The organism is Candidatus Poribacteria bacterium (genome assembly GCA_021295755.1).
In the GTDB taxonomy this organism is placed as follows: domain Bacteria; phylum Poribacteria; class WGA-4E; order WGA-4E; family PCPOR2b; genus PCPOR2b.
The window spans coordinates 1-14434 of record JAGWBT010000054.1 but is presented as its reverse complement, the minus strand read 5'-3'; the positions used below and the strand labels follow the sequence as shown (position 1 = coordinate 14434).

Below are 14434 nucleotides of genomic sequence, written 5' to 3'. Positions count from 1 at the left end.
GCGACAGATCTATGGATACGAATCGACCATTCGCTGCCGCACCCGCTGCAGAACCGGCGGGGGAATTTCAGAGGTCTCAAAACATCCCTTCTGAAGGGATACAGCGCATTCCTGCTAATACCTACGAGCCGGATCCGTGGATCGAGCTAGCTTGGAACCTAGATCAGGGATGGGCGTGGTTGACGCTTTATGCGACGCCGGGCGATCTGCCGATTCAACAGTGGTATCAAAAATTCTTGATCCCCGATATGTCCTATGCAGAGGGTGTTGCTGTGATTCGCCACTTAAATCATCTGGCGAATCTACTCCATTCCATGTATACTACTAATCCCGATACGGCTGCATTCACCCCGCAGATAGCAGAGGCATTGCAGAGTTTCCGTGAATTCCTGACTCGGTGAAGTCGGTCTCTTGGAAGCTGTCATTATTTGTATCCTCACGCCGAAAGGACATGGGTGAATCAATACGGGTACGGACAATGAAAATGAAAATACGCACACTTGGTAAGACAGGACTCAGCGTCAGTGAACTCGGACTCGGTTCTGCGTTTATGGCCGGTCAAGGGCAGGATGGTGTAGATCTATGTATGGATTATGCCGTTGACCACGGCGTGAACTATTTCGATACAGCCGCAAACTACGGGGACGGTAGGGATGAGACGATGCTAGGTGCCGCCTTGAAAGAAAAACGGGACAGAGTCATCCTTGCGACCAAGGTGGGATTTATAAACCCCCAGCGCTACCGCTTGGAAGCGCACCGCAGCGCCGATCAGCTCATGGAACAATTCGAGGGTTCTCTCAAGCGGCTTCAGACCGATTACGTGGACATCATTCAGATTCACGAGGCGGATTACCTGAAGTGGTGGACTGACGATATACCCGATGATGGAAATTCGGTGGATTGGGGTGCACTCATTGAGGATGACATAGACTATGACTTCGTTAATGCACCAGCGATCGAATTTCTCGCCAACGCAAAACGCAGCGGCAAAGCACGTTTTATCGGATTGACGGCGAAGAATGCGCGTCTGTTGGAGCGGATACTGAAAGTGGTTGAGGTTGATTCTGTTATGACAGCGCATCAGTTCAACCCGGTCTTTAGGAATGCCGTTGAATTCCTGTTCCCGACCGCTCAAGACCTGCGGGTAGGTGTTGTAATTGGCGCACCGCTGATGAAAGGCTGGCTTGCCGTTCCCCAAGACACATGGCGAGAAAACCCTCCTGATTGGATGGATGAGACTTTCAAGGCCTCCTATTTCAAGTTTCTTGATATCCATGCAAACGCTGGTATCCCCATGGCAGAACTCTGCATCCGGTGGATGCTTTCAGAGCAAAGGCAACAGTCCATCGTTGTTGGTTTCAGTAACCTTCAGGAAGTCGAATTCAATTTATCTGCTGCACGCCGTGGAGCACTTCCAGACGACCTCAAAGCTGCCATAGAGGAGATTGGAATTGTTCATCCTCTCATCTATCAAGGGCGGACACAGATCTGAAGCCACGAAAAGAACAAGGAGAATCGCACGATGTCAGTGGATATTCAGGAAAAGGTGGAGCAAATTCTGGTGGACGGTTTCTGCATTTTGCGAGACCAATTTCCTCTCCCTGCCATTGAGGCTTGCAACGAAGCCTTTGCACCAATCCTGCGCGATTATGTCGCTGAGCACGCAGAGAACCCAAACCGTGGACCGGCGAGGCATTACATCACATTGCCTTTCGAGTCGCCGTTGTATAATCCGTGCTTCTTCGACGACGATACGGTTATCGCCATTGCAAGCCAAGTGATAGGGGAGGATTTCGCGATCGATCAGTACGCTAGTGACACACCACTCAAAGGGTCGGTGTATCAGGAGATTCATGGCGATGTTGGTTCTCTATTCCCTGAAAACCCCGATTTTCAACATCCCCCTGCGATTCTGGCGGTGAATTTTCCTTTTATTGATGTCACACCGGCGCACGGACCGTTTGAGGTCGCCCGCGGAACGCATCTGCTTCCAAAAGCGGAGGCGTTGCGTCGGATTGAAAATAGCGAAATCCCGCTTGAACCGCTGCTGATGAACGTTGGTGATGTCCTGATCCGAGACCCCCGTTGTCTGCATCGGGGGACGCCCAACCATACGAACACTCCACGCCCTGTTGCGGTGTTTGCATGTCTCCGTGGCTGGATGCAGCGAGAACACCGGGAACGGAACCCGGTTCCTGAAAGTGTTTGGGCGGGGTTTTCGGAACGTGAAAAACAATTGATGCGAAAACTGCCGAGGACACCGTAGACCTTACGATAGGTTGGGCAGCAATGAACTAATGAACCAATGAACTATAGTAGATTTTAGAATTATTTAGACACTTCCAATGCACCTGACAAGGGGAGAAGATAAGAGGGGATCTTCTCCCTTGTCTTTCCCCTCTTATCAGAGGGGTTCAGGGGGACTTTTGAAACTTCGCGTAGGTTAGAATTATCGGTAAATGTCTACTTATTTCTCTGATTCACTATAATCAAGTTTTACGCATCACGTTTCACGCGCTTAACGTTTTGCATCTTCTTTTTACATGAGCCAATAAGGATTTACATATACTTATCCCAAACGGAAAGGGAACACTATATGTCAAATAAATATACCGCGGCAATTATCGGTTGCGGATCTATCGGCAATGCCCACATGGATGGCTATAATTTGAATGACAATGTGGAGGTAGTCGCAGTTGCCGATCCACTATTGGTCGCCCGCGAGGAATACATGGAGAAGTACAACATTCCGCAGGGCTACCCCACTGTCGAAGAGATGCTGGAGAAAGCGAAGCCGGATATCGTCAGCGTATGCACATGGCATCCGCTCCATCCAGCACCGACTATCGCGGCGGCACAAGCGGGTGTCAAAGCTGTAATCTGCGAAAAACCGATGGCGACCAGTTTAGGTGCAGCAAACAGCATGGTCGATGCCTGTGAGGCGAATGGCACGAAGTTAATAATCAGCCATCAGCGACGTTTTACACCCGGCTGGGAGAAGGCGCATGAGTTGATTCGACAGAAGGCTATTGGCGATCCGGTCTTGGTAAACTGCAAAATCGTGCAGGGATTGCTCAATTGTGGTACACACGCGATCGACGGTTCGCGCTTCGTTTTGGGGGATCCGCAAGCACTCTGGGTGATGGGAGCGGTAGAGCGGGATACAGATCGTTATGAACGGGATACGCCAATCGAAGACAGCTGCATGGCGCTGGTGCAGATGGAAGGTGGACTGCAGCTCTTTATACAGTCAGACCTGTGCATGGAGGGTGCAGCGGCGGGCGGATTTCACATCCGAGGCACCGAGGGCATGCTGGATGTCAGTGAAGCGGGAGTCAAGCTATTTAACGCTGATTCTGATGGTTGGGAACAGGTGCCTCTACGCGTAGAGGCGGAGGAAATTCGACCAATCGGCGGCCAGACCAACGCCGCACAGGTGCGTGAACTTATCGCTTGGATCGAAGGCGGTCCCGAACACCGTGGCACCGGCAAAAAAGCGCGTGCGACTGTAGAGATCATGATGGCGCTCTACGAATCCGCTCGACAACATCGCGTTATCCAGCTGCCCCTGCAGGAGGAAGGTCATCCATTGGAGTTGATGGTGGATGAGGGGAAGCTACCGGTAGAAAAACCGGGCAGATACGATATCCGCGGTTTTCTCAAACGCGATGCCATTGACGAGAAAGCCTATGCCGAACTGAAAAATCAGGGGATGGGGCATCATCAAGTTATGAAAATACTAAGCGAGAAAGAGCAAAAGGAATAGGAGGGCATACAATGAACCGTCCACCCCAAGAATCCAAACGTATTTCGGAAACGCGGTTGCGTGACTTTGCTGGAGCGTGTTTCAAAGCTGCGGGCTTGCGCGGAGATCACGCAGAGCAACTCGCCCAACTGTTGACCAACGGCGACCTGCGAGGGGTGCATTCCCACGGTCTCCGACAGGTTCCCGGTTATTGCGAGAGTTTGCGAGACGGGTTGATTAACCCCAACCCCAACTGCCAGGTCCTCAAAGAAACCCCCACCGCTGTCCTGATTGACGGCGATGGTGGCTTAGGATACGCACCGATGATGATGGCAACCGAAAGTGCTATCGACAAAGCAAAGGCAAATGGCGTGAGTGTTGGTGCAACCTGTCATATTGGACACTACGGCTCGGCGGGGCATTATGTCCGTCGGGCAATGGAAGAGGGGTGTACTGCCTTTTCCGTACAGGGCGGTTCAAGTGAATTTGGTCCGGCAGACCCCAACAACCGACCCCCTGCCGCCTATTGGGGCAATCCTCCACTCTGCTTTGGCTTACCCGGTGGGGACGAACCCCCGCTTATTCCGGATATGGCAACCTGCATCCTCGCCGACTACCAACGCGGTGAGGAATTCGATGCCTTGCAGGAAATGATTCCAGCCGCGTTCTTCAAGTCTATGGGCTATACCGGTGTCGCTAGGGGACTTGGCGGCCCCTTTGTTGGCACGGACAGCGCACGGGCAAAAGCGGTAAAAGAGAAATGGCCCCGTGGACAAGCTGGGGGTATGATTGTGATTATGGATATAGGACTGTTCACTGATCCACAAGAATTCCGTGCTGGGGTCGATAACTTGGTGCGTGGAGTCCGAGAAACGATGGCACCGTTACGTGGCTATGATGAGGCAACGCTGCCCGGAACACCTGAGGCTCGCAGGGAAGAGGAATACAGGCGCGATGGTGCACCTATCAGTTTCACAGACATTGAGCGACTCAATCAAACCGCCGAAGAATGTGGCTTACCACCGACAATGCGACTGTAACAAGAATAGTAGGGAACAACGATCGTTGTTCCCTACCCACAATTTGCCTCATTAGCGGTTAACCCAACTGAGTATTTTTTCAGAGCGGACAATCGTTGGACAAGAATCAATTTTTAACCATCAGCAGTCAATGATGTGAGGAGGGATTAGAACCATGTGGAAAAGCTTCAAAGTCAAAATTGAACCACTGACCCCCGAAGCCTTCGCACCGTTCGGGGAGGTCATTGAAACATTCGAGGAAGCCAAACCAGAGATAGCAAAAGGGGGGCTCCGTTCAGCTGCGTATCCCGTGACCGCAGCGCTTTCCGAGGCAACTGTGGATTCCGACCCCCAAAAAACGCCACTCTCTGAAGGATTGCAGCGGGCACACTTCGCCTTTCACACCGACGCGGGTCAAGCGTTCTATCCAAGCCTGCACCGTCCAACAGTGTTTCTGGTCGGTCCTGTGAAGGACACCCTAGAGGCTGAAGATGTCCGCGCCTTCTATTCGGACGGGAGTACAGGGGTCTGTTTGGGGCTCAAGGTGTGGCATACCATGCCTATCTGTGTGGAGGGGGACGATGTCTATCAAACGGTTCGTGGTGATCAGGATTATCACGCACATTCGGTCGAAGTCGATTTCGATCTGGAACAAGGACTGGCTATCGAACCGGATCTGGCAAATTATACCCCGTAGATGGCGGAGGCAATATGGACAAAATCAGACTTGGGCTAGTAGGCTGCGGCGGGATGGGGACGCGACATCTGTACGGTTTGCGGGAGTTGGTGCAAAGTCCTGTCTCCAACGTTGAACTCTGTGCTGTGTGTGACATTCGCCGAGAGAATGCCGGGCTTGCCGTTCTGGAAGCGGAGAAATTGATGGGCGTCCGTCCAGAGATTTTCACCGACTTGGAGGAGATGGCTCGCACTGTGCCCGACTTGGCCGCCGTAGACGTGGTGACAGATCCGTCGGTGCACCACGATGTCGTGTGCCAAGCACTTGATCTCGGACTCCATGTGATGGTGGAAAAGCCAATGGCTATCACGGTAAAGGCGTGTCGGCAGATGATCGAAGCCGCAGCGCGAAATAACCGTCATCTGTTGGTGGCGGAGAACTTCCGACGAGATCCCTCCGCCCGACTCGTCCGCTATCTGTTGGAGACAGGCGCGATAGGGACACCTTATATGGCGTTGTTCCATGCACTCAGTCCGGGTGACGGTATCTTCATTACTCCTTGGCGGCATCTTAAGGAACGCGGCGGAGCAATCCTCGACATGGCGGTTCACTTCACCCACATGATCCGGTATCAACTCGGCGACATAGCAGAAGTCTACGGGGATGTGCGGTTGATTGAACCGGTAAGAAGAAAGCCCGACAGCATCGGTGATACCTACACCTTCTACCAAAATCGGCATCGGGTAATGGAGGCAGAAGTTCCGGCGACGGCAGAGGACACTTCGCTGGCGACGTTCAAAATGGAGAACGGGACGACTGTGAACTGGCTGGTCGGTCTTAGTGGGCACGGCAGTTGCGGCGGTGAAATCATCTTCGGTGATGGGGGAAGCATCAACGGCTTTGGAACACGCGGCGGCAGGATCAGCATGCAGCAGAGGGATCAGGAAGCGATGAACCAAGAGAAGATCCTGACAGCGATAGATGGGTTCTCCCTAGAGCCGTTAGCGGAACATTTCTTTCCATCGGGTGTTACCGCTGGAGACCCCACGGTGGATTGGAAACTCATCGCGCTCGAATATTACGAACTGGCAGAGTCAATTCTCAATGGACGGGAGATCGAAGTCGATGGGGTCTGCGGATTGAAGGATGTGGCAGCCCTCTACGCAATATTTGAATCATCCAGAGCTGGACGGGCATTACGAATGAGCGAAGTGGAGAACTGCGAAGTTTACGAGTATCAGGCGGAAATTGATGAGGCACTCTCCCTGAAATAGTGATTGTGTCTGATCTTAATGGACATTTGATGTGACATGATTGAATATATTCTTGAAGCAACAGTTCGCTACGCAACGCCACTTTTGCTTGTCGCCCTCGGAGAAATTATTGCTGAACGCGCCGGAGTCATCAATATTGGGTTGGAAGGCATGATGATTTTGGGGGCTTTTACCGGCTGGCTCGGTTCTTTCTATATCCAAGGTATGAATCCTGGGCTTGCGCCGTGGCTCGGTATCCTGTTCGGTGGGTTGAGCGGCGTGGTCTTAGCCAGCATCTTTGGGAGCTTAGTCCTGTGGCTAAAAACCGATCAGGTGGTGACGGGCACCGGCATCAACCTCTTGGCGTTCGGACTCGTCGAGGTGTTGTACCGCCGCATATTTGGCGCAACCGGGGACGCACTGAAGGTAGTAATCTTTCAACCGCTTCATATTCCGCTGTTATCTAGCATTCCCTTTATCGGTCCCATCCTATTTCAGCAAAATCTCCTCGTCTACATAACATTTCTCGCTGTTCCCGCTGTCTACTTTTATCTATTTCACACCCATCACGGTCTCGCTATCCAAGCGTGCGGTGAACACCCAAAAGCGGCGGATACGGTCGGTGTCAGTGTGCTCCGGTTACAGGCGAAATGTGTTCTTTTTGGCGGGTTCATGGCGGGACTTGCTGGTGGGTATCTATCGTTGGTAGACGTGCCGTTCTTCAGCACGGAGATGACTGCGGGTCGTGGCTTTATCGCGCTCTCGATTGTCATCTTTGGGAAGTGGCATCCGGTCAAGGCGTGTGGCGCGGCACTACTGTTTGGGCTTGCCAATGCTTTACCCGATCGTTTGCAGGCTATTGCGGATCTCGGATTTATTCCCTATCAATTCTTTTTGATGCTGCCGTATGTTTTAACGCTTCTTGTGTTGGCTGGCTTTGTCGGACAAGCCAGACCACCCGCTGCGCTTGCCCTGCCTTATCGCAGAGAGTGATGTGAATTGATTCCGGGCGCGCAAATCTACGATGTACGACGCTGTAATTCAGCTTCAAGTTGACGAATCCGTTCCTCTGCCGCGGCAAGGGATTGAGCTTCCGCGGCGGCACGCGCTTCCGCTTCCGCACGGGCCTCTGTCATTCCTACATAATTCAGAAGGGCTTCACCGCTTTCATCATAGCAGACTAAATCTTCCCCATCCAAGCCGAGCCAAAGATTGACAGGCTCAAGCCATAGCCAACCATCCGCATTGGGACTCAATTGATCGTAGCCCGTTGGTGTCAGGTGGTATCCCACCAACTCTCGTACCATGACTCCTTGTCGCTCAAATCGATCGACGATGATATAATTCGGTACGCCGACCCTCGCATAGTGGTCAACCTTCGTGACAACATCAGTTGAGCGGGTCGAAGGCGAGACGATTTCAATAATCAGGCTTGGCTTGGTCCCCTCTTCTTCCTCCGAAAAGGTACTCCAATTGATGCGCCGACGGAGCTTGAAAATCACCGCAATGTCGGGCCCATGTGCCCTGAAATCAGGGTGTGCCCACGCCACGCGGAGGTCGTGTAACACGATAGCGTCCGGCTGATCTGCAAGTCGGGCGGATAGCACATTGTAGAGATAGTTACAAAATCGCTCATGCTCATCGGAGTGCATTCGGTAATCTCCGACCTGCGGGTGAAGGATGTCCTCAAGTGTCAGGGGGGTCCGTTCCAGGATCTCTGTTCCGTCTGGCAAAGTCCGCATTGCTTCACGCCACCCGTAGGGATAGGGGTCTTTCTTATCAAGAATTTCTCCATTGGTTGGGGTGGTTGCAATTTTCATGATAAAGTCCTTTGCTTGAAGGTTGAGCCCATATCTCAATCCTTTGGAGTCTGCGCTGAATTTAGTATATATCCGTTTTGACCGCACACGGTATGATAATCGAATCGACCATCCCATGCAGCACTTTTTTATCTTCCGGGCAGACGGTCGCTTGAATCCCAGCGAGACGCACTTTTTCGCCGGTTGTAAAATAGTAAGGACGAAGCAGTGCCCGCCCCGGCATCCTTTGAACTTCACCCTGCTCAAAATCGTAATAGGTTATGGTAAGACGTTCTGCTCTGTGGAATTTTTGCAGTACATAGGGGGTTTGGTGAAAGCCATTCAAGGCGTTCTCCACTGCGCCTTCCCAATCTTCGGTGGGAAGGTCATGTCCGATCGCAACTCCACGACTGCCCCACGCCAATTCAGAGAATCCCGACGGCTTGAGCACAAGTTCCCGTTGACGTTGCGAGACAGGGATAATTTGTCGCCAGTTCGTGACAGGTAGTCCATCAATCTCAAGGTCTGGGATAACAGCGTGTGGTGGCAGTTCCCGCGAATCGAGTAACCATGTCTGTGGGATGATGTTCGGTAGGAATTGGTAGGTTTTCTTCCCAAGTTCTCTCTGCCAGAAGGGTTGGAGGGATGGGTGATGGAACAGAGCGAACATCAGCTTTTCCTCAAGGTATGTTTTGGGTGGCGGGGTCATCACTACTGTTCGTCTTTTGGCACCGTAGAGCATCAACTCTACTTTGGGGATGTTTTTCAGATCAAACAGTTCAAAGAAGCGGTAGAGGATGTCAATTTGGACCTTTCCCTCATCCGATTCAAGGAACAGCGCATCTTCCGTAAAAATTACGTCGCGGGGTTTGATAGTATAGGCAGCCAAACCGACCTCTCGCAGTGCCGATTCTAACCACTTCATCTCGTCCCAATAATCCGCGGATTCATCGGACACGACGATTGCTAGCGTTGGGTGTTCAACCTTTGCTAGCGACCTAACCATCTCTGCAAAAGCGAGTTGCATCCCATTGCTACCGCCGATGATGTCGTAGTCTAGTTTGGCATATTGTGCCGATAGGCTGCCCGTGAATCCCATACCGCCGGGGACAGAATCCAACTCGGTGATGACAAAGCCGTCGGGGGTCGGCAGGATATCAGGACGAATCACTTGCGGCAGTTGACTCTTGAATCGATTCATCCGTCCGAGCTCTATCACGGATTCAGGCTTTCCCTGATCAAGGTACGCTGCAACCCAATCCGGCTGAATGCCGCGTACACTCTGTGAGTAGAGCAGGTTACAGGCTTTGTAGAACCGCAAGAGATGCGGTCCGAGTTCCTCAAGCCAATCCAAGTGTTCTTGAAGAATCCAAAATGGTTCTGGTGAAATCCGCCACGTTACATTACTATCGGGGTGAACGGTCTTCTGCTCACCGGTGAAGAGTCCCCCTTTGGGAATCTGACTGTTAATAAATAGACACTTTTCTTCAGCGTTCAAACGACTGCTCCTTTGTCAGGATTGTTGGATTCTCCTGATTCTTTAATCTTTGAATCCCGGTTAAATCTGTTTCAGCAACGCTCCAAAACATAACTATAACACTCAGAAAAAGGGTTGTCAACGAAAATTACCTTGACATCTTGTCAACGGGTTTGTTAGAATATGACATCATTTTCACAGTTGCTAGCACCGGGAAGCGGGTTAAAGACGCTGGCATAGGGGCAGGGCGTTGTCCCTTGCAGGAGGTATAGTAAGACAGGTGGTGTAGAAACTCCTGCAATACTGTTGACTGCACAATTAGAAAGTGTCCTGATGAATCGGGACAAATGCTTCAGCTTTTGGAGTACGTCAATAAGAGGTGCTCCTGCCCCGCGCGGCATCGCACTAGTAAATCAGGCGGCTGACTAATACGACAGATATATTACACAAAATTATACTCCAATAAAGTCAAGTGATTGCATACTTGGCTATTGGTACACTTAAAAGAAATAGCTGTGAAAAATTTCTGCCCACATACCCACATTGCACATCAAACAACATTGTACTTCCTTTATCTCTTTTTGTTGTATGCATCGAAGATGTAGAGATTATCCCACATTCGGTTGTTCATTGATGCCCATCATCGAAAACAGGTTCGATGGTGGGCGTTTTTTTTGTCCATAGGAGGCAGTAAAATAATGCAGACCAACGGTACAATTGACAGAAATGTCAAAGACTATCAAACCTTGATGAGCCCAAGGCAGTTGTTAACGGATCTCCCAAGAACGGATGCGATGACGCAGACAGTCCAACATGGCAGAACAAGCATCAGAAACATCTTGGACGGCACCGATTCACGAAAATTTGTTATTGTTGGACCTTGTTCCATCCATGATGCAGAGGTTGCCCATGACTATGCGGCAAGCTTGAAAGAGGTTTCGGACGCTGTTTCAGATCGCATAGTTGTTATAGTTAGGTCCTATTTTGAAAAACCCCGCACCAATTTAGGTTGGAAAGGCTTAATCTATGATCCACATCTAAACGGAGCCGGGGATATCAAGGACGGTTTATATATCTCAAGAAGGATATTGATGGATAATCTTGAGATAGGGTTGCCGTGCGCCACTGAATATCTTGAAACCTTCACGCCTCAATATAATTCTGATCTGGTTTCGTGGGCAGCGATCGGGGCGCGAACAACTGAGTCTCCACAACACAGACAGCTCGCTTCGGGTCTCTCAATGCCGGTTGGCTTTAAAAACAGCACTCAGGGCGATATTTCCGTTGCGGTCAACGCGATCTTATCGGCAAATGGCGAACACTCTTTTCTAGGAATTGATGGATATGGTGCTCCCTCTGTTGTACGGACAACGGGTAATCCATACACTCATATTGTGATACGAGGGAGCAATACGGGTGTAAATTATGACTCACAAAGCGTTCAGGATATTCAGGCGATGCTGACGGAAGAGGAGCTATCTCCAAACGTTGTGATAGATTGTAGTCACGGAAATTCAGAGAAAGATTACAGCAAGCAGCCCGCTGTTTTTGAGGAGATATTAAAACAGATTCGTGATGGAAATGATGGGATTGTGGGAATTATGTTGGAATCAAATATTAATGCTGGAAGTCAGAAAATCCCCTCTGACTTAACGGGTTTTGATCGATCCACGCTTGAATACGGCGTTTCCGTCACCGACAGTTGTATTGATTGGGAGACGACCGCTTCACTGCTTAAGGCTGCACATAAAAGCCTCGCTTAAGTGATCTGAAAGCCCATTTGGAAGGGGTAAGGAGAATCTCCCTATGGTATGGTACAAAACCTTCTACGATGAGCACTACCTTAAGGAGTATGCGAGTGGGTTTACCAATGAGCGAACCCAGAGAGAGGCGGACTTCATTAATAGTACGCTGAATCTCCCACAAGCTGCTTCTGATGCATCCGGGGGTGCGCGAATCTTGGATCTCTGCTGCGGGCACGGCAGACATACGGTTGAACTCGCAGCAGCAGGCTATTCAATGGTCGGGCAGGATCTTTCAGCTACTTTCCTCGATCTTGCGAAAGATGCCGCCGCAGCACGCAATCTTCAGATTCAGTTCGTCCATGCCGATATGAGGGAGATTCCATTTGAAGGTGAGTTTGATGCGGCCATCAATATGTTCACGGCTTTCGGCTACTTTGACGATACGGAGAATCAGAAAGTCCTTGACGCTGTCGCGAGAGCGCTAAAGCCGGGGGGTAAATTCCTCATTGATCTCCTCAATACCCTGCGGATTATCCGCGATTTTCGCCCTCAAAGCTGGGACGAACTTTCAGATGGCACGGTCGCCCTGACTAAACGAGATTACAATCTCCTGACGGGGAACATCGAAGAACTTCGCACCTACATTGCTCCTGACGGGAGCAAGCGTGAAGTTCGTCTAGCTTGGCGGTCGTATTTCTATACTGAGCTTACAAAAATGCTTAACCGTGCGGGGCTTGTGCCGATTCAAGTATTTGGTGGTTTTGACGGCAGTGAGTTCACATGGGATTCAAATCGAATGATTGTTTTGGCTGAAAAACGGTGTGAAGCATGATTATGCCTAAAAGGAGCAGGTCAAAGAGTCAAAAGTAAATCCTCTATCACGTTTTACGTTTCACGCATTACGACACGCGTCACGAAAGGAGGTGATGAAGGTGGGGTTGACGGCTACCGACGAACCGGATTTACGTGATACCGAAGACAATTTGAAATCGTTAGAACAAAGGACGGAACATAGCACAATTACAAAAAAGGAGAATCACACAGTGTCTGAGAAAGTTTATATTTTTGATACCACCCTGCGAGATGCCGAGCAAACGCCCGGTGCCGCACTGAATCTTGAGGAAAAGCTGGAAATAGCGAAACATCTCGCAAAACTGCAAGTCGATATTATCGAAGCCGGTTTCCCTGTCTCATCACCCGGCGATTTCGATGCAGTGACGCGCATCTCTAATGAGGTTGAAGGACCAGAAATTTGCGCGCTTTCACGCGTAATTGAGAAGGACATCACCGCGGCGTGGGGCGCGATTAAAAACGCGCAAAGGCCTCGTATTCACACGTTTGTCGGCACATCACCGATTCACCGAGAACGTATCACACGCACCTCTCCCGAAGAGACGCTGCAGATGGCAATCGACGCCGTCACCTATGCGAAAAGTCTATCTGCTGGACACCCCGGTGCAGTTATCGAATTTTCGCCGATGGACGCCGGACGCACGGAACCAAGCTATCTTTATGAAGTGGTCGAAGCGACGATTGCAGCAGGGGCAACGGTTGTGAACATCCCCGAAACAGTGGGTTGGACTGTACCGGCTGAATTCGGAAAACTTATCGCGGACATCAAAGCGAATGTTCCCAATATCGATCAAGCGATTATCAGTGTCCACTGCCATAATGACCTGGGATTCGCTGTTGCGAACAGTCTCGAAGCGATTGAAAACGGGGCAAGGCAGGTTGAGTGCACAATCAATGGACTCGGTGAACGCGCTGGTAACACATCGCTCGAAGAGGTTGTGATGGCAATCCGAACCCGTCGAGACTATTACAGCGGCTACTATACCGACATCAATACGAAAGAAATCGTTCCGATTAGTCGTCGTGTCAGCCGGACAATGGGGATACCTGTCCAACCGAACAAAGCCATCGTTGGTGAGAATGCGTTCGCCCACAGTTCTGGCATTCATCAAGATGGTGTTATCAAGCAGCGGGATACCTTTGAGATTATTGATCCGGCGGATGTTGGTTGGCAGGAGAGCCAGATTATCCTCAGTCCGAGATCCGGACGCAACGCACTCAGGCACCGTCTGAATGCGCTCGGTTATGAAGTGACGCAGGAACAACTCGAAAAAATCTATGAACGATTCCTCAGCGTTGCCGACAAGAAAAAAGAGGTTCACGATGCCGACCTTGAGGCAATTATGAGAGACGAAGTCCGCTCGATTCCCGAAACCTTCCAATTGGAGTACATTCAGGTGGTCAGCGGGACGAAAATATCTTCAACAACGACGGTAGGTGTCCGTACCGAAGCAGGCGTTATTGAGGAGGCATCCACCGGTGAAGGTCCCGTTGATGCAGCCTACAAGGCAATTGATCGGGTCGCTAAGATTCCTCTCCTACTCACAGACTACAACATCAGGGCTGTGACCGAGGGAAAGGATGCCATCGGCGAGGTCACAATCAGGGTGCAGGACAACGGGCACGTGATTATTGGGTATGGTGCTAGTACGGATATTATTGAAGCAAGCGCGAAAGCCTACATTGATGCCATCAACAAGATTATCCACCTGCGCTATGAAGAATAGGATCAGAAATCCATAAACAAAAAAAGCCGTAGGGGCACGGTATACTGTGTCTCTACGGCTTTTTTATCAAAATCTTCCAATCTAAACCCCCGTCTTTTCAGGCGGTGATACAGATTGGCTCCTTGTGTCAACGTCTACAAA

At 50.7% G+C, this 14434-nt stretch carries 13 protein-coding genes; 11 read left to right on the top strand and 2 right to left on the bottom strand.

The genetic code is table 11. The features are described from left to right. Positions 1-11 precede the first annotated feature (11 nt). The 8 genes from J4G02_09710 (at position 12) to J4G02_09675 (ending at position 7686) form a co-directional block, all read left to right on the top strand. A complete protein-coding gene (locus J4G02_09710; GenBank protein ID MCE2394847.1) occupies positions 12-401 on the top strand; it encodes a hypothetical protein in 390 nt (129 codons plus the stop codon). 83 nt (positions 402-484) lie between these two features. Next, on the top strand, positions 485-1492 hold the full coding sequence (locus J4G02_09705; GenBank protein MCE2394846.1) for an aldo/keto reductase: 1008 nt from the start codon (positions 485-487) through the stop codon (positions 1490-1492). 30 nt (positions 1493-1522) lie between these two features. Beyond that, positions 1523-2266 carry a phytanoyl-CoA dioxygenase family protein gene (locus J4G02_09700; protein ID MCE2394845.1) on the top strand — a complete coding sequence of 248 codons (744 nt, stop codon included), beginning with the start codon at positions 1523-1525 and terminating at the stop codon, positions 2264-2266. Positions 2267-2596: 330 nt separating this feature from the next. Further along, positions 2597-3766 carry a Gfo/Idh/MocA family oxidoreductase gene (locus J4G02_09695; GenBank protein ID MCE2394844.1) on the top strand — a complete coding sequence of 390 codons (1170 nt, stop codon included), beginning with the start codon at positions 2597-2599 and terminating at the stop codon, positions 3764-3766. Positions 3767-3777: 11 nt separating this feature from the next. Beyond that, on the top strand, positions 3778-4785 hold the full coding sequence (locus J4G02_09690) for an Ldh family oxidoreductase (GenBank protein MCE2394843.1): 1008 nt from the start codon (positions 3778-3780) through the stop codon (positions 4783-4785). 154 nt (positions 4786-4939) lie between these two features. Further along, entirely contained in the window at positions 4940-5461 is a 522-nt protein-coding gene (locus tag J4G02_09685; protein ID MCE2394842.1) for an ureidoglycolate lyase, read from the top strand. A 14-nt stretch (positions 5462-5475) separates the two neighbouring features. Then, positions 5476-6714, top strand: a complete 1239-nt coding sequence (locus tag J4G02_09680) for a Gfo/Idh/MocA family oxidoreductase (GenBank protein ID MCE2394841.1) — start codon at positions 5476-5478, stop codon at positions 6712-6714. A 36-nt stretch (positions 6715-6750) separates the two neighbouring features. Then, positions 6751-7686, top strand: a complete 936-nt coding sequence (locus J4G02_09675; protein ID MCE2394840.1) for an ABC transporter permease — start codon at positions 6751-6753, stop codon at positions 7684-7686. A 26-nt stretch (positions 7687-7712) separates the two neighbouring features. Here J4G02_09675 and J4G02_09670 read toward each other — a convergent pair whose 3' ends face one another. Then, positions 7713-8513, bottom strand: a complete 801-nt coding sequence (locus tag J4G02_09670) for a Uma2 family endonuclease (protein MCE2394839.1) — start codon at positions 8511-8513, stop codon at positions 7713-7715. 61 nt (positions 8514-8574) lie between these two features. Next, entirely contained in the window at positions 8575-9990 is a 1416-nt protein-coding gene (locus J4G02_09665) for a hypothetical protein (GenBank protein MCE2394838.1), read from the bottom strand. A gap of 677 nt (positions 9991-10667) precedes the next feature. Between J4G02_09665 and J4G02_09660 the strand changes: the two genes are divergently transcribed. The 3 genes from J4G02_09660 (at position 10668) to J4G02_09650 (ending at position 14293) form a co-directional block, all read left to right on the top strand. After that, complete coding sequence (locus tag J4G02_09660; protein ID MCE2394837.1) at positions 10668-11732, top strand: 3-deoxy-7-phosphoheptulonate synthase; 1065 nt, start codon at positions 10668-10670, stop codon at positions 11730-11732. A 43-nt stretch (positions 11733-11775) separates the two neighbouring features. Beyond that, positions 11776-12546: a class I SAM-dependent methyltransferase gene (locus J4G02_09655; protein MCE2394836.1), complete on the top strand. Its 771-nt coding sequence runs from the start codon at positions 11776-11778 to the stop codon at positions 12544-12546. Positions 12547-12757: 211 nt separating this feature from the next. Continuing rightward, a complete protein-coding gene (locus J4G02_09650) occupies positions 12758-14293 on the top strand; it encodes a 2-isopropylmalate synthase (GenBank protein MCE2394835.1) in 1536 nt (511 codons plus the stop codon). Positions 14294-14434 lie beyond the last annotated feature (141 nt).